The 19,359-nt window shown below is 69.8% G+C and carries 18 protein-coding genes and 1 pseudogene; 3 read left to right on the top strand and 16 right to left on the bottom strand.

All coding sequences use genetic code 11. From position 1 onward, the window contains the following. Positions 1-490 (top strand): annotated as a pseudogene (locus PMI14_RS06380) (catechol 1,2-dioxygenase); the annotation flags it as partial. Positions 491-505: 15 nt separating this feature from the next. Here the strand turns inward: PMI14_RS06380 and PMI14_RS06375 are convergent. The 6 genes from PMI14_RS06375 to PMI14_RS06350 all read right to left on the bottom strand — a co-directional run bounded on the left by PMI14_RS06375 (position 506) and on the right by PMI14_RS06350 (position 6,596). After that, the gene (locus tag PMI14_RS06375; protein ID WP_007851440.1) at positions 506-1,252 is read right to left on the bottom strand and encodes an aspartate/glutamate racemase family protein; all 747 of its coding nucleotides are present in this window, start codon (positions 1,250-1,252) and stop codon (positions 506-508) included. 4 nt (positions 1,253-1,256) lie between these two features. Further along, positions 1,257-2,042, bottom strand: coding sequence for a GntR family transcriptional regulator (locus PMI14_RS06370; RefSeq protein WP_007851437.1), 786 nt, complete (start codon positions 2,040-2,042; stop codon positions 1,257-1,259). 27 nt (positions 2,043-2,069) lie between these two features. Continuing rightward, a complete protein-coding gene (locus PMI14_RS06365; protein WP_007851435.1) occupies positions 2,070-2,963 on the bottom strand; it encodes an ABC transporter permease in 894 nt (297 codons plus the stop codon). Between the two features lie 40 nt (positions 2,964-3,003). Further along, positions 3,004-3,918, bottom strand: a complete 915-nt coding sequence (locus PMI14_RS06360) for an ABC transporter permease (protein WP_007851428.1) — start codon at positions 3,916-3,918, stop codon at positions 3,004-3,006. Positions 3,919-4,095: 177 nt separating this feature from the next. Beyond that, complete coding sequence (locus tag PMI14_RS06355; protein WP_007851427.1) at positions 4,096-5,391, bottom strand: PotD/PotF family extracellular solute-binding protein; 1,296 nt, start codon at positions 5,389-5,391, stop codon at positions 4,096-4,098. A 104-nt stretch (positions 5,392-5,495) separates the two neighbouring features. Continuing rightward, positions 5,496-6,596 carry an ABC transporter ATP-binding protein gene (locus PMI14_RS06350; protein WP_007851426.1) on the bottom strand — a complete coding sequence of 367 codons (1,101 nt, stop codon included), beginning with the start codon at positions 6,594-6,596 and terminating at the stop codon, positions 5,496-5,498. Positions 6,597-6,872: 276 nt separating this feature from the next. On the opposite strand from PMI14_RS06350, the gene PMI14_RS06345 reads away from it, so the two are divergent. Next, the gene (locus PMI14_RS06345; protein WP_238541807.1) at positions 6,873-8,006 is read left to right on the top strand and encodes a GGDEF domain-containing protein; all 1,134 of its coding nucleotides are present in this window, start codon (positions 6,873-6,875) and stop codon (positions 8,004-8,006) included. Positions 8,007-8,010: 4 nt separating this feature from the next. On the opposite strand, the gene PMI14_RS06340 is transcribed toward PMI14_RS06345, so the two are convergent. From PMI14_RS06340 to PMI14_RS06330, 3 genes are read right to left on the bottom strand one after another with little or no spacing between them, the layout of a single operon-like run. Beyond that, positions 8,011-8,865, bottom strand: a complete 855-nt coding sequence (locus tag PMI14_RS06340; RefSeq protein WP_007851424.1) for a CoA ester lyase — start codon at positions 8,863-8,865, stop codon at positions 8,011-8,013. Continuing rightward, the gene (locus PMI14_RS06335; protein WP_007851423.1) at positions 8,865-10,046 is read right to left on the bottom strand and encodes a CaiB/BaiF CoA-transferase family protein; all 1,182 of its coding nucleotides are present in this window, start codon (positions 10,044-10,046) and stop codon (positions 8,865-8,867) included. The genes PMI14_RS06340 and PMI14_RS06335 overlap by 1 nt, the downstream gene beginning before the upstream one ends. Before the next feature lie 16 nt (positions 10,047-10,062). Then, on the bottom strand, positions 10,063-11,049 hold the full coding sequence (locus PMI14_RS06330) for a tripartite tricarboxylate transporter substrate binding protein (protein WP_007851422.1): 987 nt from the start codon (positions 11,047-11,049) through the stop codon (positions 10,063-10,065). A gap of 136 nt (positions 11,050-11,185) precedes the next feature. Here PMI14_RS06330 and PMI14_RS06325 point away from each other — a divergent pair, with 136 nt between their 5' ends. After that, on the top strand, positions 11,186-12,109 hold the full coding sequence (locus PMI14_RS06325) for a LysR family transcriptional regulator (RefSeq protein ID WP_035202624.1): 924 nt from the start codon (positions 11,186-11,188) through the stop codon (positions 12,107-12,109). A 6-nt stretch (positions 12,110-12,115) separates the two neighbouring features. Here PMI14_RS06325 and cobT read toward each other — a convergent pair whose 3' ends face one another. From cobT to PMI14_RS06290, 7 genes are all read right to left on the bottom strand, one after another. Continuing rightward, the gene (gene cobT / locus PMI14_RS06320; RefSeq protein WP_007851420.1) at positions 12,116-13,171 is read right to left on the bottom strand and encodes a nicotinate-nucleotide--dimethylbenzimidazole phosphoribosyltransferase; all 1,056 of its coding nucleotides are present in this window, start codon (positions 13,169-13,171) and stop codon (positions 12,116-12,118) included. 24 nt (positions 13,172-13,195) lie between these two features. Then, complete coding sequence (locus PMI14_RS06315; protein WP_007851418.1) at positions 13,196-14,656, bottom strand: cobyric acid synthase; 1,461 nt, start codon at positions 14,654-14,656, stop codon at positions 13,196-13,198. 35 nt (positions 14,657-14,691) lie between these two features. Beyond that, entirely contained in the window at positions 14,692-15,090 is a 399-nt protein-coding gene (locus PMI14_RS06310; protein WP_007851416.1) for a DUF3037 domain-containing protein, read from the bottom strand. Further along, positions 15,077-15,862 carry a HipA family kinase gene (locus PMI14_RS06305; protein ID WP_007851415.1) on the bottom strand — a complete coding sequence of 262 codons (786 nt, stop codon included), beginning with the start codon at positions 15,860-15,862 and terminating at the stop codon, positions 15,077-15,079. The genes PMI14_RS06310 and PMI14_RS06305 overlap by 14 nt, the downstream gene beginning before the upstream one ends. Beyond that, positions 15,862-16,950, bottom strand: coding sequence for an aminotransferase class I/II-fold pyridoxal phosphate-dependent enzyme (locus PMI14_RS06300; RefSeq protein WP_007851413.1), 1,089 nt, complete (start codon positions 16,948-16,950; stop codon positions 15,862-15,864). The genes PMI14_RS06305 and PMI14_RS06300 overlap by 1 nt, the downstream gene beginning before the upstream one ends. Further along, the gene (cbiB, locus tag PMI14_RS06295; RefSeq protein WP_007851411.1) at positions 16,935-17,936 is read right to left on the bottom strand and encodes an adenosylcobinamide-phosphate synthase CbiB; all 1,002 of its coding nucleotides are present in this window, start codon (positions 17,934-17,936) and stop codon (positions 16,935-16,937) included. Before cbiB ends, PMI14_RS06300 begins: the two co-directional genes overlap by 16 nt. Beyond that, on the bottom strand, positions 17,924-19,359 hold a 1,436-nt coding region (locus PMI14_RS06290), incomplete at its 5' end, for a PepSY domain-containing protein (protein WP_035202618.1). The genes PMI14_RS06290 and cbiB, both read right to left, overlap by 13 nt.

Genomic DNA, 19,359 nt, shown 5'->3' with positions numbered 1-19,359 from the left:
TGCCATGGTCGATGTGTGGCACGCCAATGAGAAAGGCGGCTATTCGCACTTCATGCCCGGCATGCAGCCCTACGAACTGCGCCGCCGCATCGAGACCGATGCCAAGGGCTTCTACCGCTTTCGCAGCTTTTTGCCGCCGGGCTACGCGATCCCGCCCGTGGGGCCGGTGCACGAGCTGTTTGCCTTGCTGGGCCGCCATGGCCAGCGGCCTGCGCATATCCACTTTTTGGTGGCGGCCCCCGGAATGCGCACGCTGACCACGCAGGTGAACATTCCGGGCGACAGCTACATCGATGATGACTTCGCCTTTGCCACACGCGACGGGCTGATCGTGGAGCTGGAGCGCAATGTGGCGCCCACGGGCTATGAGTCGCTGGGCATCACCGCGCCGTTCACGCGCTCGGTGTTCAACTTCGTGCTGCCCAGGGCCGCCAGCGCGGACGAGGCACTGCCGCTGACGCGCATGGAGCGGGTGGCCACGCCGGGCTGACGGTGTGCTGCGGGGCTACGCGCCCCGTGGCAAACCCAGCGCCGCCATCTCCGCCGACACGCCCTCCCACGCCACATCGAACGCCGGCGCACTGCGCTCGGGCGGCACGGCGTTGGCGCGCAGGGCCCAGTGGGCGCCGGCCACCACGCTGTCGATCACGGGCACGCCCACCTGCGACTGCACGGCGGCGGCCATGCCGGCCAGGCCGGCGCCGCCCAGGATGACGGACTGCACGCCCATCTGGCGCACCACGTCGCGGCAGGCCTGGGCCAGCAGGGCGCGGGCGGCCACGGGGTCGGCCGCGAGCTGGGCGCCCGTGGGCGCCACGGTGTGGATGCCGGCCAGCGCATGGGCGTGGCCCAGGGCCTGGGCCAGACGCTGCAGCATGGGGCCCCAGCGCTCGCCGCCCGTGACGATGGCATAGCGGCCGTGGCGCGCGGCCTCGATGAAGGAGGCCTCGGCCAGGCCGGTGACGGGCACGGGGCTGCTTTCGCGCAGCGCCATCAGGCCTGGGTCGCCGAAGCAGCCGATGAGCACAGCGCTGGGCGCAGAGGGCTCTGTGGACACATCCAGGGCCCATGCGTCGAGCGCGGCATGCGCGGCCACGGCGTAACTCGCCTCGCAGGCGATGTAGGGCGCGCCAAAGCGCGCCGTGGCCGTGCGGACGGCCACGTGCGAGCCCGCAGCGGCCTGCACGTGCTGCTGCAGCAGTGCGCTGACCTTGGGAGAAGTGTTCGGATTGATGACCAGAAGATGGCGCATGGCTTCAGGCCCCCAGCAGCGTGGCCAGGTCGGGCACCTCGCTCGCAGGCGGGGTGAACTCCAGCTGTGTTTCGATGCGTGCCAGGTGGTCGAGCATGCGGCGCGCGGCCTCCTTCGCGTCGCGCAGGCGGATGGCGTCGATCAGCGCGCGGTGTTCGCGACAGCCACAGGCCGTCGCCTCCTCGCGCTCGCGCGCATGGCTGGGGCTGTAGGTCATGAGGATCAGCGAGGTGCGCGATACCAGCTCGCGCAGGATGCGCCCCAGGGTCTGGTGGCCTGCGGCCTGCGCGATGTGCAGGTGGAAGTCGCCCGACAGGCGGATCGCGCGGCGCATGTCGCCGCCGGCACGGGCAGACTCCTCCTCGTCCACGCAGGCGCGCAGCGCGGCGATGTGCGCGTCGGTGGCGTTGGCGATGAACAGCTCCACCAGGCGCGGCTCGATCAGGCGGCGCGCCTCGAACACCTCGAGCGCTTCTTCGGGTGTGGGTTGGGCGATGGAAGCACCGCGGTTGGGCGTGAGCGTGACCACCTGCTCGTTGGCCAGGCGCACCAGCACCGGGCGCACGCGCGTACGCGATACGCCGAAGGCCGCCGCCAGCTTGTCCTCTACCAGCTTGGTGCCCGGCGGCAGGCGGTGGTCGAGGATGGCCGAGACCATGCGCTCGTACATGTCGTTGTCGCTGAGCAGGCCGGCGGCGGCACCCTCTGCTGGCGGTTCGGCAGCTGTCGTGCGCGCACGGCGCCGGGGCGTGGGGGCGGCGGTCATGGGGTCGTCGGCACGGATGCGCATGCAGGCAGCAGTCTCATGGCAGGGCGCTCAACCGGCCCGCCCACCCTTGCGCTGGCCCAGGGCCCAGACCAGGGCCAGGGTGATGCCCATGACCACGAAGGAGACCACCGTGGTCAGGGTGCCCAGCGCGTAGATCGACGGCGTGGTCACGGTGCTGGTCAGGCCCTGCAGCTCCAGCGGCAATGTGTTCACGTCGCCGATGGCCTGCGAGGTGCGGGCGATCTCGTCCCAGCTCAGGGTGAAGCCGAACATGCCGATGCCCACGACCGAGGGCGCGATCAGCGGCAGCACCACATGGGCAAAGCCCTGCCAGGGCGTGGCGCCCAGGTCGCGCGCGGCTTCTTCGTAGGAAGGGTTGAAGCGGTTGAACACCGCGAACATGATGAGCAGGCCGAAGGGCAGCGTCCAGGTCAGGTGCGCGCCCAGGGCCGAGGTGAACAGGCCCAGCGAGGTGCCGTAGCCCTCCAGCGTGCTCTCCATGCCCAGCCATTCGAGGGCCGCCTTGAGGCCCGTGTCGACCAGACGGAACTCCAGGCCAATGCCCAGCGAGACGATGATGGACGGCATGATGAGGCTGGCCACGACGATGAAGAACAGCGTGTTGCCGCCCGCCAGCCGCTTGCGGAAGGCCAGGCCGGCCAGCACCGACAGCACCACCGTGCACAGCATCACCGCCAGGCCCAGGCCGAGCGATCGCCACAGCGCCGCGCCGATGTCCACCACGCCCAGCCCTTCGGCCAGCTTGTAGAACCAGTGCAGCGACACCCCCCGCATGGGGAAGGTCAGCCCGCCCTCGGGGCCCTGGAAGCTCAGGATGAAGATGACGAACATGGGCCCGTACATGAACAGCACGAACAGGCTGAACACGATGGCCAGCAGCCAGAAGCTGGCCGGGCGGGATTCGCGGATGCGGGCTTTCATGCGGGTGTCCTGTGCAGGTTGTCGGCAGCGTGGGGGGTCATCACAGCTCCTTGCGGATGTCGACGAGCCTGGTCAGGCCCCAGATGATCATCAGCACCACCGCGAGCAGGATCACGGCATTGGCCGCCGCCAGCGGGAACTGCAGGTACGAGGTCTGCACCTGGATGATCTTGCCGATGGAGGCGATCTGCTGCCCGCCCATCACGCCGATGGTCACGAAGTCACCCATGACGATGGTGATCACGAAGATGGACCCGATGATGATGCCGGTGCGCGACAGCGGGATGATCACGTTCCACAGCGTCTGCCAGCCACTGGCGCCGCTGTCGCTTGCGGCCTCGATGAGGCTGCGGTCGATGCGCATCATGCTGTTGAAGATGGGCACGATCATGAACATGGTGTACAGGTGCACGAAGGCCAGCACCACCGAGAAGTCCGAGAACAGCAGCCACTCCACCGGCTGCTCGACCATCCCCATGCCCACCAGGCTCTGGTTCACCAGGCCGTTGCGCCCCAAGAGCGGCACCCACGAGATCATGCGGATCACGTTGGAGGTCCAGAACGGGATGGTGCACAGCACGAACAGCAGCGTCTGCAAGCCCGAGGAGCGCACGTGGAAGGCCAGGAAATAGGCCACGGTGAAGCCGATCACCAGCGTGATCAGCCACACCAGAAAACTGAACTTGAGCGTCGAGTAGTACGTCTTGAGCGTGACGCACAGGCCCTCCGACGCATCGCCACAGCCTGCGAAGATCGACACGTAGTTCTTGAACGTGAAGCCCGGCAACAACTCGTATTCGTTGAAGTCCCAGAAGCTGACCATCACGATCAGCGCCAGCGGCACCAGGAAGAACAGCGCGAACACCAGCGTGAACGGCGCGGCCTGCCACCAGGCGGCAATGCCGCGCCCGGGGGCGGCGCTGGCAGGCAGAGTCGGTGTGGTCGTAGTGCTCATGGTGTTCGCTGTTCAGATATACGTTGCGCTACGCGCCAACCTTCGAAACTGGCGCTGCAAAAAAGCCAGTGCCCCCGTGCAAGGGCCGCCCCGCTGCACCGGGGGCGTCCCCCTCCCGACCCGCGCAGCGGGTCGAGAGTGGGGTGAAGGCGCAAAGCGCCTCAGGGGGTGCACTCCTTACGCCGCGACGAACTCGTTCCACTTCTGGACCATGTAGTTGTTCTCGTCCATCAGTGCGTTCCAGCAGGCGATGCCGCCCATGCGCGACTCGTAGCTGCCGCCGTCGCGCACCGCGCCGGACTTGGCCAGCACGTCGCCATTGGGGCTCTTGATGTCCTGCGTGGCGGGCTTGCCTTCCATCCAGTAGGCCCACTCGTAGGCTTCCATCTTGGACTTGGCGGTCTCCAGCACGGCGCTGTAGTAGCCCTGGCGGTTCAGGTAGGCACCGGCCCAGCCGTCCAGGAACCAGTTGATGAACTCGTAGGCGCCGTCGAGCTTCTTGCCCGACAGGGTGGCCGGCAGGCCGAAGCCGGCGGCCCAGGCGCGGTAGCCTTCCTTGAGGGGCTGGAAGTTGCAGGCGATGCCCTTGGTGCGCACGGCGGTCACGGCCGGGCTCCACATCGACTGGATCACCACTTCGCCCGATGCCATGAGGTTCACCGACTCGTTGAAGTCCTTCCACAGCGCGCGGAACTGGCCCTGCTTCTTGGCCTCGATCAGGGTCTTGATCGTGAGATCGATCTCCTTCTTGGTCATGTTGCCCTTGTCGGGGTACTTGTAGATGCCCATGGCCTCGACCACCATGGCGGCGTCCATGATGCCGATGGAGGGGATGTTCAGGATCGCGGTCTTGCCCTTGAACTCGGGGTTGAGCAGCTCGGCCCAGGAGTTGATGGGGCGCTTGATCAGGTCGGGGCGGATGCCCAGCGTGTCGGCGTTGTAAACGGTGGGAATCAGCGACATGAACTGCGTGGGCGCGGTCGCGAACTTCTTGGACTTCTCGCCCTCCAGGTAGATCACCTTCTTGGGCGCCGTGCCCTGGTCGCCCACGGCCTTGCCGGCCACCATGCCGTTGGTGAACAGCGTGGTGATCTTGTCGGCGTTCTTGATGCGCTTGGTGTCGATGCCCTTCAGGTTGCCCGTGGGCACGATCTTCTTGAGCGAGAAGTACTCGGTGTCGATCAAGTCGAAGCTGTTGGGCGCAGTCACGGCGCGCTTGGTCACGTCGTCGGTGGTCACGGCAACGTACTGGATCTCGATGCCGGTGTCGGCCTTGAACTTCTCGGCAATGGCCTTGTCCTGGTTCACGGCCGTGCCCAGGTAGCGCAGCACGATCTTTTCCTGCGAGTGCACGGCCGGGAACACGCCGGCGGCCAGGATGCCCGCCGTGCCCTTGAGCAGCGAGCGGCGCTGCACGCCGGTGGCTTCGGAGGCAACGGCAGCAGGGGAATCAGCACGAGAGTCGTCGGACATGGGAAAGCTCCTTGGTTTGCGAAGTGGAGGGGTTGGAAACGAACAAACGGACGAAAAGACAGACAGACAGACAGACAGACAGCGGACAACGAAAAAAGCGATGCTCAGGCCGGCACGGCCTGCGCAGTGGCCGTGGCCATGGGCGCAGACACGGGCGCCGCAGGCGGGTACAGGGGGTGGGCCTGCTCAGGCGTCCAGTGCAGTTGCACGCCCTGCCCCACCTGGTAGGGCTGGGCGGCAAAGGCGGCTTCGGAGACCATCACCGAGTAGGCTGCCGTGGCATTGGCTGACAGGGCCACGCCCTGCTTTTGCAGGCCCAGCAGCACATAGGTGCCCTGGTACTCCACGTCGGTCACCACCGCCTGCATGTGCTGGGCACCCCAGGGCAGCGGCGCGCCCTGCGGCAGCACCTGCAGGTGGTCGGTGCGCACGCCGACCTTGCCTTCGGTCGTGTCGATCACGTTGTGGCCGCCCATGAAGCGCGCCACGAATTCGCTGGCGGGGCGGTTGTAGACCTCGTGCGGCGAGCCCACCTGCTCGATCACGCCGTGGTTCATCACCACCATGGTGTCGGCCAGGGCCATGGCCTCCTCCTGCGAGTGGGTCACGTGGATGAAGGTCAGGCCCAGCTCCTTTTGCCAGCGGCGCAGCTCGGCACGCATCTGGATGCGCAGGAACGGATCGAGCGCCGAAAGGGGTTCGTCCAGCAGCAGCACGCGCGGCTGGGTGATCAGGGCACGCGCCAGCGCCACGCGCTGCTGTTGCCCGCCCGACAGCTCGGCCGGCTTGCGCTCGGCCAGATGGCCCATGGCCACGCGCTCGAGCAGGTCGCGCGCCTTGGCCTGGCGCTCGGCCTTGGCCACGCCCTTCATCTTGAGGCTGAAGGCCACGTTGTCCAGCGCCGAAAGGTGCGGGAACAGCGCAAAGCTCTGGAACATCATGGCCGTGCCGCGCGCGGCGGCGGGCAGGTCGGTGATGTTGCGGTTCTCCAGCAATATGTCGCCGCTGGTCACCGACTCGTGCCCGGCAATCATGCGCAAGGTGGTGCTCTTGCCGCAGCCCGAAGGCCCCAGCAGGCAGCAGTAGCTGCCGCTGGCGATGCGCAGGTCGATGGCGTCCACGGCGGGCTTGCCGCTGGCGTAGCGCTTGGTGAGCGCCACGATCTCGATGGCGGCCGGGGGCTGGGCAGGCGTGGTGTCGTGCATGCCACAGGTCTACGCAAACCGCGTGCCAGCTTTTGCACACAATGCTCGCATCAGTTTGTATACAAAATGCACCGATAGCGTGCACAGCCGCTTCCACGGCGGGATTGCACGGCACCAAAAGCGCCCATTTCACCCGTCGCGCGGCCGCCACATACGCCCTTCGGCACCAACTGTGCCCACTGGACAAGTGCCATGCCAACCAGTCGCTGGCTATACTGGCCAGTCACGGAAACATTTCTTTACGAGGCGCCCACCGTCCCACAGCAGCACTGCAGGATGACGAATCTCGACCCTCGCTCCATGATCGCCCTGGCGGGATTCATGTCCGCCCTGATGGCCATCGTGCTCGCCTGCATGCGGCGCTACTACCCACCCCACATCCGGGGCCTCGGGGCGTGGGCGGCGGCGCCCGTGCTGTGGCTGGCGTCCACCGCCCTCTTCAGCTCGCGCAACCTGGTGCCCGACTGGCTGGGACTGGTGGGTGCCAATACGCTGCTGGTGCTGGGCACCATGACCTACTACATGGGCACACGCGCCTTCCTGGGGCACCGCCACACCTGGCGCATCTGGGGCGGCGTGCTGTTGCTCTGCCTGGGCATCTTCACCTGGCTGTCCTACGGCTGGCCCAACTACGAGGCCCGGCTGACCTTCTTCACGCTGGTGATGGCCAGCATCTATGCCGCGCAGCTGCGCTTTTTGCTGCGCTATGGAGGCAGCAACTTCCCGGTGCGGTTGGTGGAGGTGGTGCTGGTGCTGCACCTGGCAACCCTGCTGATGCGCCTGGGGTCCATCCTGGCGGGGCATACGGGCGCCAGCCTCATGGAGCCGTCGGTCTACCAGAACCTGTACATCGGTGCCTATGCCCTCACGGTCCTCATGCTGTCCATCGGCGCGCTGCTGATGGCCACCGACCGGTTGCGCACCGAGCTCGAGCACCTGGCCACGCACGACTCGCTGACCCCGGCGCTGAACCGGCGTGCCTTGCTGCAGCGGTGCGAGGAAGAGCTCGAACGCGCGCGCCGCTATGGCGGCGGCCCCTCGCTGATGATGCTGGACCTGGACCACTTCAAGGCCGTGAACGACAGCTGCGGCCACCAGCATGGCGACGCGGTGCTGGTGCACTTCGTGGAGCGCACCCTGGCCGTGCTGCGCACGCCCGACCGCATGGGCCGCTATGGCGGCGAAGAGTTCATGGTGGTGCTGCCCGGCACCGATGCCGTCGCAGCGCTCAACGTGGCCCGCCGCATCCACGCCACGCTGGCCGTAGGCCACCCGCTCGATTGCCGGGTGAGCATCGGCCTGACGCAATGGGGCGGCCCCGGCGACACGCTGGACGCCATGCTCACGCGCGCCGACCAGGCCCTGTACCAGGCCAAGGAACAGGGTCGCAACCAGACCGTGGTCGGATAGCGCCTCAGGCCCGGGCCACCAGCCGCGCGGCCAGCGCCAGCACGGGCGCGTCGACCATGCGCCCATCGAGCCGGAACACCGCGCCGCCCTGCGCGGGCGCTGCCTCCAGTACCCGCCGTGCCCAGGCCAGCTCCGCCGGCTGGGGCGCAAAGGCGGCCTGCACCGGCGCCACCTGGGCGGGGTGGATGCACAGCTTGCCGCCAAAGCCCATGCGCCGGCTGCGTGCCGTGTCCTCGGCCAGGCGTGCCAGGTCGTCCGTGGCCGTGGTCACGCCATCCACCGGCGCGGCCAGCCCCGCGCGGCGAGAGGCACGCACCAGCGCCAGGCGCACCGGCAGCAGCTCGGTCTCATCCGCAGCACACTCCATGCCCAGGTCCACCTGGAAGTCGAGGTGCCCGAAGGCCAGGCGCACCACCTGCGGTGCCTGCGCCAGCGCATCCAGGGCATCGAGCCCGGCATTCGATTCGACCAGCGGCACCAGCAGGCCTTGCGGGCCCAGCGCGCGGGCCACTGCGGCCAGTACCGGTGCCGATTCGGCCTTGGCCAGCATGGCGCCGGCCAGGCCCTGGGCCACGCAGGCCGCCACGGCAGCGAGGTCGTCGGCATGCCAGGGCGTGCCTGCAGCATTGGTGCGCACCAGCAGGCGCGCGCGCTGCGCTGGCTCCAGCGCCCTCACGGCAGCCAGCAAGGCCGTGCGCGCAGTGGCCTTTTCATCGGGCGCCACCGCGTCCTCCAGGTCCACGATCACCGCGCCCGCGCCGCTGGCCAGGGCATTGGCGATGCGCTCGGGCCGGGTGGCGGGAACGAAAAGGAAAGTGGTCGCGCGGGCGATGGCACCGTGGGCAGACGACACGGCCATCAGATGGCCTCGCTGGCGCGCAGCACCGCCAGTTGCTCGTCGCCGCGCCCCAGCGCGCGCAGGATGGCCTCGGTGTGCTCACCCACGGCGGGTATCGGGTCCATGCGGTAGTCAAAGCTGCTGTGCGCGCCGGGCGGCAGCAGCGCATCCAGGGGCCCTTGCGGCGACTCCACCTGCTGCACGCGGCCGCGTGCCTGCAGCTGCGGATGGGCCCAGACTTCGGCCATGGTGTTCATGCGTGCGTTGGCGATGCGTGCCGCCTCCAGCCGCTCGATGACCTGCGCGGCCGTGAGCGTGCCGAACACGGCGAGGATCAGGGCCCGGAGCTCGGCCCGGTGTTCGTTGCGCCGGGCATTGCTGTCAAAGCGCGGGTCGCTGGCAAGCTCTGGCTGCAGCAGCACGTGCTCGCAGAACAGCTTCCACTCGCGCTCGTTCTGCAGGCCCAGCATCACCGTGCCGCCGTCGCCAGTGAGGAAGGGGCCATAGGGGTAGATGGTGGCGTGCGCGGCCGCGTTGCGCGGCGGCGGCGTGGCGCCGCCGTAGGCGTAGTACATCGGAAAGCCCATCCACTCGGCCAGCGATTCGAGCATGGAGACGTCGATGCGCGAGCCCTGCCCCGTCTTCTCGCGCTGCATCAGCGCAGCCAGCACGCTGGTGTAGGCATACATGCCGGCCGCGATGTCGGCGATGGAGTTGCCCGACTTGCAGGGCTCCTCGGGCGTGCCGGTCACCGAGAGGTAGCCCGCCTCGCTCTGGATCAGCAGGTCGTAGGCCTTCTTGTCGCGGTAGGGACCGTCGCTGCCGTAGCCCGAGATGTCGCAGACGACGAGGCGCGGGTTGTGCTTGCTCAGCGCCTCCCACGACAGGCCCATGCGCGCGGTGGCACCGGGCGCGAGGTTCTGCACCAGCACGTCGGCCGTTTCCAGCAGCTCCCACAGCACGGCCAGCGCCTCGGGCTGCTTGAGGTCGAGCGTGAGGCTTTCCTTGGAGCGGTTGACCCAGACGAAGTGCGAGGCCAGGCCCTCTGCCCTGGTGTCGTAGTCGCGCGCAAAGTCGCCGCCGCCGGGGCGCTCGACCTTGATCACGCGCGCCCCCAGGTCGGCCAGCTGGCGGGTGCAGAACGGGGCGGCGATCGCATGCTCGAGCGACACCACGGTGATGTGGTCCAGGGGTCGGGTCATCGGCTGGCTCCTGTGCTCAGTCGACTGTCGCGCCGGAGGTCTTGACCACCTTCGCCCACTTGGCCAGGTCCTCCTGCAGCAGCGCGGCGAACTGGTCGGGCGTGGTCTTGGGCGCGATCTCCACGCCCTGCAGCTCCAGCTTGTCGCGCAGGTCCTTGGCGGCCAGCGCACCGGCCATGCCATCCTGCAGTCTGGCCTGGATGTCGGCAGACAAGCCTGCGGGCGCGAACAGCCCGATCCACAGCGTGCCGTTGTAGCCGGCCACCGTCTCGGCGATGGTGGGCACCTCGGGCAGCACGGGCGAGCGTGTGGCGCCGCTCACGGCCAGGGCGCGCAGCTTGCCGGCCTTGATGTGCGCCAGGGCCGAGGGCATGCTCGCGAACACCATCGGCAACTGGCCGCCCAGCACGTCGTTGATGGCCGGGGCCACGCCCTTGTAGGGCACGTGCTGCAGCTGGATGCCGGCCATGCTGTTGAGCATTTCACCGAGCAGGTGGTTGAGCGTGCCGTTGCCGGCCGATGCGTACTGGTAGTGGCCCGGCTTGGCCTTGGCCAGGGCCAGCAGTTCCGCCATGTTGCGCGCCGGGAATGAGGGGTTGACCAACAGGACGTTGGGCACGGCACCGATCAGGCCCACGGGCTTGAAGTCCTTGACCGGGTCGAAGCCCGGGTTCTTGAAGAGAGCGGGATTGATGGCCTGGCTGCTGCTGATGGTCATGAGCAGGGTGTAGCCGTCCTTGGGTGCCTTGGCCACGAACTGCGTGCCGATGTTGCCGCCCGCGCCGGGCCGGTTCTCCACCACGGTGGCGCCGCCCAGCACCTCGCCGAGCTTCTGGCCCACCAGGCGGCCCACGATGTCGTTGGTGCCGCCGGCGGCCTGGGGCACGACCATCACGATGGGGCGGCTGGGGTAGCTGGCCTGCGCCGCTGCCCACAGGGGTGTTGCCAGCAGGGCAGCGAGGGCGGTGCGGCGCGCGATGGCGCGGGGCGAGGCGAAGTTCATGCGGTTTGTCTCCTTGGCGTGTTCTCGGATGAGGACGGATGTTCGCCGCACTGCCGCCCCTGCACAATCACGCATTTCAGAACCGAGCCTTCGCCAGAACCGAAAGCTCGGCGGGCCACGCAGTACCATGGCGCCCATGCAATTCGACCTGACCGACCTGCGTCTGTTCGTGCTCACGGCCGAACAGGGCGCCCTCTCCCGCGCCGCTGCCGCGCGCCACCTGTCGCTGGCGGCGGCCAGTGCGCGCATCAAGGCGCTGGAGCAGCAGGCGGGCATGCCGCTCCTGTACCGCGAGGCGCGCGGCATGCGCACCACGCCTGCGGGCGAGGCCTTCCTGCACCATGCGCGTGGCGTGCTGCGCCAGACCGAGCAGTTGCGCGCCGACCTGCAGGAGTACAGCGGCGGCCTGCGCGGCCATGTGCGCGTGTTCGCCAACACCACGGCGGTGACGGACTTCATGCCCGAGATCCTGCCAGCCTTCCTCGCGGCCAATCCGCGCGTGAACGTGGAGCTTCAGGAAAAACCGAACGCAGAGATACCGCGCGGCGTGCTCGACGGGCGCGCCGACATCGGCATCGTCGCGGGCCAGGTCGACACGCTGGGCCTCACGGCCATCCACTTCAGCACCGACCGCCTGGCCCTGGTGGTGCCGCGCGGCCACCGTTTTGCGCGGCGCCGGCGCATGGCCTTTTCCGAAACGCTGGACGAGCCCATGGTGGGCATGCACCCGGCCAGCACGCTGCAGACCTTTCTGGCGCAGGTGACCGAGCAGCTCGGCCAGCCGCAGAAACTGCGCGTGCAGCTGTCGAGCTTCGACGCCATGTGCCGCATGATCGGTGCCGGCGTGGGCATCGGCATCGTGCCCGAGAGCGCGGCGCGCCGCTACCTGGCGCCCATGGGCCTGGTGCTGATCGACCTGGAAGACGCCTGGAGCGTGCGCGAGCGCTACATCCTGGTGCGCGAGGAGGCGCGCATGCCGGCGTATGCGCAGTCGCTGATCGACCTGCTGTGCGCACACCACCAGGCGCCGGCCGAACAAGCCGCACGCCGCAGGCGCTGAGGGGAATCAGCTCCTGTTGTCGACGCCTGCGGATTCGAAACTGGCCATCTCGGCCAGCACCGCGCAGGCCGACTGCAGCAGCGGCCAGGCCAGCGCCGCGCCCGAGCCTTCGCCCAGGCGCAGGCCCAGGTCCAGCAGGGGCTCGGCCTGCATCTGCGCCAGCATGAGGCTGTGGCCGCGCTCGCCCGAGCGGTGGGCGAACACGCAGCGCTGCAGCACGGCCGGCTGCAGGCGGCTGGCCACGAGCACGGCGGCGCTGGTGATGAAACCGTCGACGACGATGACCCGGCGCTCGGCCGCGGCCTGCAGCACGGCCCCCACCAGGGTGGCCACCTCGTAGCCACCCAGCGCGGCCAGCGCGTCGAATGGGCTGGTGGCCCCGGCGTTCACATCCAGCGCCTGCTGCAGCACGGCGCGCTTGCGCTCGATGCCGGACGCGTCCAGGCCCGTGCCTGCGCCCGTCACCTCGGCCAGCGGCAGGCCGGCCAGGCGCGCCAGCAGCAGCGAGGCCACCGAGGTGTTGGCAATGCCCATCTCGCCCAGCAGCAGCGCATTGCCCGGCAGGCCGCGCACCACCTCCATGCCGTTGGCAATGGCCTGTTGGCACTGCCCGGCCGTCATGGCCGGGCCCGCCGACGCATCGGCCGTGCCGGGCGCCACCTTGCGCAGCAGCAACTGGGGCGCGCCCGGGGCGGCCGCGCGCGGCGCAATGGGCTTGGCCACGCCGCAGTCCACCACCTTGAGGGCCAGGCCGTGCTGGCGTGCAAGCACGCTCACGGCCGCACCGCCGGCCAGGAAGTTCTCCACCATCTGCCAGGTCACGTCGCTAGGAAAGGCCGACACGCCGCGCGCCGCGATGCCATGGTCGCCCGCGCAGACCAGCATCTGCGGCTGCACCAGCTGCGGCGCCTCGGTGCCCAGCACCTGGCCGATGCGCAGGGCCAGCGCCTCGAGTCGGCCCAGCGAGCCCAGGGGCTTGGTCTTGAAGTCGAGGATGTGCTGCAGGCGCGCCGTGAGCGTGGCGTCGGTGATGTCGGCGATGGTGGGGATAGCGAAGGACATGGGTTCGTCAGGTAAGGAATGGGATCAGGCCACCAGGGCGTTCAATACGCCGGGTTCGAAATGTGCGTCCACCGTGCGGGCCAGGCCCTCCATCACGGCATCGAGCGTGGGCACGGGGGCAGCCCCTTCGCGGCCGAACAGGGCCTGCAGTGCGGCAGGGTCTTCGAGCAGGCCGTGCAGGTACAGCCCGAGCACATTGCCCGCGCCGTTCTGCCAGGCCAGGCCCGGCACCACTTCGCGTGCCACATCGCCGCCGGCCGCCATGGCCGGGTGCTGGGCAGTCTGGCCATGGTGGATCTCATAGCCGCTGGCCTGCACGCCCGAGAGCGCCGCCCAGGCGCCCTGCAGCGCGCCGAAGCGCGCGGTGCTGCGGCGCACGGTCTTGGCCGGCTCGAAGGTGGTCACAAGGGGTAACAGGCCCAGGCCCGGCGCATTGCCATCGATGCCGGCGGTGTCGATCAGGGCCTCGCCCAGCATCTGCAGGCCGCCGCAGACGCCGAGCACGCGGCCGCCCTGCCCCGCATGCGCGCTGATGGCCTCATCGAGCCCCTGCGTGCGCAGCCAGGCCAGGTCGGCTGCGGTGGCCTTGGAGCCGGGCAGGATGACCCAGTCCGTGGACTTCAGGCCCGCCAGTTCGGCCGGGCTGCGCGCCCAGACCAGGCGCACGCCGGGCACGTTCTTGAGCGGCTGGAATTCGTCGAGGTTGCTGATGCGCGGGTAGGCGACGACGGCCACCGTGGTGTGCACGGCCCCGGCAGCGGTGCTGCGGTCGTCGAACACACCGTCTTCCTCGGGCAGGCCATGGTGCCACTGCATGGGAATGGTGGCCACCGTGGGCACGCCGGTCAGCCCCTGCAGCATCTGCGGTGCGGGCGCCAGCAGCGCGGCATCGCCGCGGAAGCGGTTGAGCACGAAGCCGTGGATCAGCGCGCGCTCGTCCTCGGGCAGCAGGGCCCAGGTGCCGTACAGGTGGGCAAAGGCACCGCCGCGGTCGATGTCGGTCACCAGCAGGCAGTGCGCGCCACTGTGGCGCGCCACGCGCATGTTCACCACGTCGCTGGCGTGCAGGTTGATCTCGGCGGGCGAGCCCGCGCCCTCGATCACCACCACGTCGTTCTCGGCGCGCAGGGCATCGAGCGCGGCCGCGATCTGCGGCCACACGCGTTCGCTGCGGCCGCGCCAGGGCAGCGCGGTGAGTTCGGCACTCACCTGGCCGAGCAGCACCACCTGGCTTTTGGTGTCGGCCTCGGGCTTGAGCAGCAGCGGGTTCATGCGCACGTCGGGCACGGTGCGTGCGGCAATCGCCTGGAAGTACTGTGCGCTGCCGATCTCGCCATGGCCATGGTCGCTGGCCACCACGCGTGCGTTGTTGCTCATGTTCTGCGCCTTGAAGGGCGCCACCTTGTAGCCCTGGTTGCTGTACCAGCGGCACAGCGCCGTGGCCAGCCAGCTCTTGCCGGCGCCGCTGGTGGTGCCCAGCACCATCACGCAGCGAGCTGGTTTCGCAGAGGCGTGCGCAGTCAAGGCAGGGGCCGCACCATGCGGTCCATGATGTGCTCGAGCGCCGCCGCCGCATCGGCGCAGCGCCCGGTGTGCGCCGGCGAGGTCTGGATGATGGCACTGCGCCTGGCCGTGAGCCAGTGGAAGCGCTGGCGAAACGGCAACTGCGCAATCGGCCCACAGCCCGCATCCCCCGCGCAGATGGCGACGATGGCCGCCAGGTGGCGGCGCACGCTGTCGATATCCACATGCGGATCCATGGCCAGCAGGCGCTCCTCGTCGAGCGCAATGGCGGCCTGCAGGAAGCCGCTCTTCTGGCACGAGAGGATCACGCCCGCGTTGATGAATTCCTCGCGCTCCACCCGCGGCACCACGCGCACGATGGCGTAGTCGTACACCGCCATCTCAGCCGCGCGCATCGATGGCCCCCTTCACCCACGCTTCGCGGCCGGCCAGGCGCGCGCAGAAATGCTCCACATAGGCCTGGCGGTGGCTGGCCGGCTGCGACAGCGGTCCCTCGGTGTGCTCGGCCCCGGCGATGGCCAGGAACTCGTCGGGCACCTCGGCCAGGATGCCCGTGAGCACCTCGCGCGTGAGCAATGCGGCCAGCTTCGCATCCACCGCAGCGATCGCCGTGGCCCGGTGCAGCAGCACATGGTCGGCAATCGGCGCGAAGGGCTTGGCCGGCTGCGCCACCGCGCCGTTCCAGGCGTGGTGGAAGGTCAGCGAGGCACCGTGGTCGATGAGCCAGGGCTTGCGGTGCCACATGAGCAGGTTGGTGTTGCGCGCCGTGCGGTCCACATTCGCCACCAGGGCGTCGAACCAGACCAGGCGCGAGGCGAAGTCGTCGCTGACCTCGTCCACCGCGGGGTCGAAGTTGAGCGCGCCCGAAAGGTAGTCGAGCCCCACGTTGAGGCCGCCGCTGGCGCGCACCAGGTCCTGGATCTCGGGGTCGGGCTCGGTCTGGGCCAGGCCCGGATCGAGCTCGGCGAGCACGATCTCGGGCACGGGCAGGCCGAGCGCGCGGGCGATGCCGCCCGAGATCATTTCGGCCAGCAGCGCGCGCACGCCCTGCCCCGCGCCGCGGAACTTGAGCACGTACAGGCCCAGGTCGTCGCCTTCGACCACGGCGGGCATGGAGCCGCCTTCACGCAGCGGCGTGACATAGCGGGTGACGGTGATGGTTCGCATCAGGGAGTGTCGCTTTCTTGGGGTTGTGCCCCGGATCGTACGGCCAACCAGGCTGCACGCAATGCATCCTGCGCCGCGGGCGCCAGCACGCCCAGGCGCACGGCGCCGGGCAGGCCGAACGAGGTGGCGTCGCGCAGCTTGATGCCGGCCGCGCGCAGGGCCACCAGCGCGGCCGGCAGATCGGCACACACGGGCTGTGCACAGAAGTAGTTGGCCAGGCTGCCCGCATGCACGGCCCAGCCCAGGTCCAGGCACAGGGTGAGCTGGCGCTGTTTCCAGCCGCGCAGGGTATCCAGGCTGTGCACCAGCCAGCGCTGCACGCCGGGCTGCACCCAGGCCTGCAGCAGGGCCACGCCGTGCGCGCCCACGGCCCAGGATGGGGCCAGCGCCAGCAGCGTCTGCACCTGCGCTTCGGCGCCCTCGGGCGCCACGGCATAGGCGGCACGCACGCCCGTCAGGCCCAGGGCCTTGTTGGGGGTCCACAGCTGCCAGCAAGGCAGTGGGGCAGGCAGCACGGGCGTGCCCGCCCAGCGGGCTGCGCCGCCGTCCTCGCCCAGGCGCAGCGGGGCGTAGGCACAGTCCAGCACGCGCAGCGAAGCATCACCGCCCTGGGCCAGGGCCGCCCAGGCGTCCCGCGCCGGATCGGTGCGGCCCAGCGGGCTCGACGGCTCGCAGGCCCATTGCAGGCCCGGCACGGCGGCCTCCCCGTCCTTGCGGTGCACCAGGTCCATGCCACGTGCCAGCGCGGCCTGGGCATAGTCGCCATAGCTGTGCAGCGGCAAGCTGGCCTGCAAGGCCCCCTGCTGCACGGCCAGCGCCGTGATGCGGTGGATGAACTCACTGGAACTGGCCGCCAGCACGATGCGCCAGGGCGCCACGCCATGGAAGGCGGCCAGCGCTTCGCGCAGCGCCGTGTAGTGCGGATCGGGGTAGCGCGTGGCATCGGCCTGCTGCACGGCGTGCAGCGCCTCGGGACAGGGGCCGCAGGCGTTGCTGTTGGTCGAAAAATCGTGCACGGGCGCGCCCAGCGCGTCAGGGCCGCCATGGTGGTGCAGCGCGGCGGCCGGCGAGGTCACGTGCCCATCCATGCCGACACGATGGTGATCAGCAGGTGGGCGCCCACGCCCACGGGCACGAGCGACAGCGCCACCAGCGACCCGAGCTTGGCTGCGCGCCGGGTGTCGAGCGGGCCGGGGTCGCGCGCATCGGCATTGAGCACATACACGCCGGGCTTGGCCAGGCGCACGCCCAGTGCCAGTGCCATGGCCGCCATGGGCCAGCCGCTGTTGGGCGAGGGTGTGCGGCGCGCCAGGCGGGCCACGGTGGCGGGGGAGAGCCCGCCCACCATCAACGCCAATAGCAGCGCGGTGATGCGCGCAGGCAGCCACGAGAGCACGTCGTCCGCACGCGCCGCCCATTTGCCGGCCCACTGCCAGTAGCGCCCGCCGCGCATGCCGGGGTAGCCCCACATGGCATCGGCCGTGTTGGCCAGGCGGTACAGCGCGGCGCCGGGCAGGCCCAGTAGCACGAACCAGAACAGCGGCGCCACCACCGAATCGTTGAGGTTCTCGGCCAGCGACTCGATGGCCGACTCCCGCACCTGCTCGGCCGTGAGCCCGCTCACGTCGCGGCTCACCAGGCGCGCCAGCTGCTCACGGCCCTCGGGCAGGGAGCGGGCCAGCGCCGCCTCCACCGCCAGCACCTCGTCGTGCAGCATGCGCCAGGACAGCAGGGGCTTGAGCAGCAAGCCCAGCAGGGCCGCCGCAATCACGTCGTGGAAACGCAGCGCCAGCCACTGCAGGCCCCAGGCCGCGGACATGACCGCCACCGCCAGCACGCACCAGGCCAGCGCCATGCACCAGAAGGCCCTGAAATCGCGCGGCACGGGCGACAACGGCGCCCAGCGCTCGCCACACCATTGCAGGGCCTTGCCCATCCACACCACGGGGTGGATGGCCACCGGTGGCTCCCCTCGCCACCAGTCGATGGCCAGGGCCACGAAAGGCACCCAGATCAGCACGCGCAGGGCGTCCCACTGCGTGCCGGGCAGCAGCAGATCGATCAGACCGACCATGAGCCTTGCGACGAATCGCCCACGGTGGGTTGTGCAGCGCTGCGGGCCTGCCGCCGCCGTGCGGGCACGAACACGCGCCAGGCGATCACACAGGAGGTGATGCACAGCGCAATGCCCAGCAGCGACAGCCCCACCACCAGCACGGTGCGCAGCAGCGGGCGCGCCAGCAGCGGTGCGAAGTCCAGGCTGTGCAGGCCGTTGTAGAGCACCCGCTGCCAGGGCGTGGTGGCGTCGGCGCGCATCACGATGCGGGCCGAGGCGGCATCGGCGTACACGGTCACGTCGTCCTCCGCCCAGTGGGCACGCCAGACGGGCAAGGGTCGGTTGAAGGATGTCGATGCGTCATGGTGGCGCGCATAGTACAGCGCGTCGTACCGGGTGAGCTGCTCGATGGCCGGCGGCGGGCTGCCGGGTCGCAAGGCCTGCAGTGCCGCGAGCACGGTCGCATCGGGCACGGCCTGCGCCACGCTGGCTTCGGGACCATCGGCCCGCACCAGGCGCTGCACCGCACCCTCGCCCTGGCCGCGCACGCGGTACCAGGCCTGGCCGGCGATGCGCAGCGTATCGAGCTCCAGCGACACCACGCCCTGGGCCGCTGCCAGAGCCACGGCCTCGGCCGGGCCACGCGCCATGCGCGGCGCCTCGCCGGCCCACTGCATGCGCGCCTGCGGGTCTGCGGCGCGGCCCGTGAACACGCCGAACGGGTTCATCGACATCAGGCCCGAGAACATCCAGGTGAGCGTGAACACCGCAGCCACCAGGCCCAGGATGTGGTGCCAGCGCATCCAGAACTTCCGGTACGGAATCCACCAGTGGCGATTGAGAAACAGCTGCCAGATGCCCAGCGCAATGCCCGTGGCAGCCAGCAGCACGCCGGGGATGGAGAGCCACACCACCACATGGTGCCAGGCCTTGGGGAACTGGCGCAACACCGTCGGGTAGATCCAGTGCGGCACGGCGCCCAGCCAGTTCCAGAAGCGCTCGGCGCGGCGCGTGTCGCGCACCACCTCGGTGGCGCCGGGCGATACGTAGAGCTCCAGCCCGTCGTCGCCATCGAGCAGCACCTTGACCAGGGGCCGGTGCACATCCAGGCCCTGGGGCACCGTCCACTGGTCGCGCTCCAGGCGCTCTGTGCCCGTGGCGTGCCGGCCGCTGAAGGCTTCGGCCACGCGGGCGGCCTGGGCGTCGTCCAGCGGCGCCACCAGGGCACCCGTGCGCGCATCCACCGTGTGCCAGCGCGGGCGTGGCGCGGCATCGGCATCGGTGCCTGCTACCGTGGCCTGCATGCGCCAAACGGGGGCCTCGCCGAGCATGCCCAGGCGCGCTTCACCGCCACCAGGGCGCAGGCCCGCGCGCTGGGCCGCATCGGGCGCGGCCAGGCAGCAACCGGCCGGCAACTGCAGCGGCGGCAGCGCCGCCAGCC

The organism is Acidovorax sp. CF316 (assembly GCF_000276605.1).
Classification (GTDB): Bacteria; Pseudomonadota; Gammaproteobacteria; order Burkholderiales; family Burkholderiaceae_C; genus Acidovorax.
The sequence above is the reverse complement of the archived record's forward strand: the minus strand, read 5'-3'. Positions and strand labels throughout refer to the sequence as shown.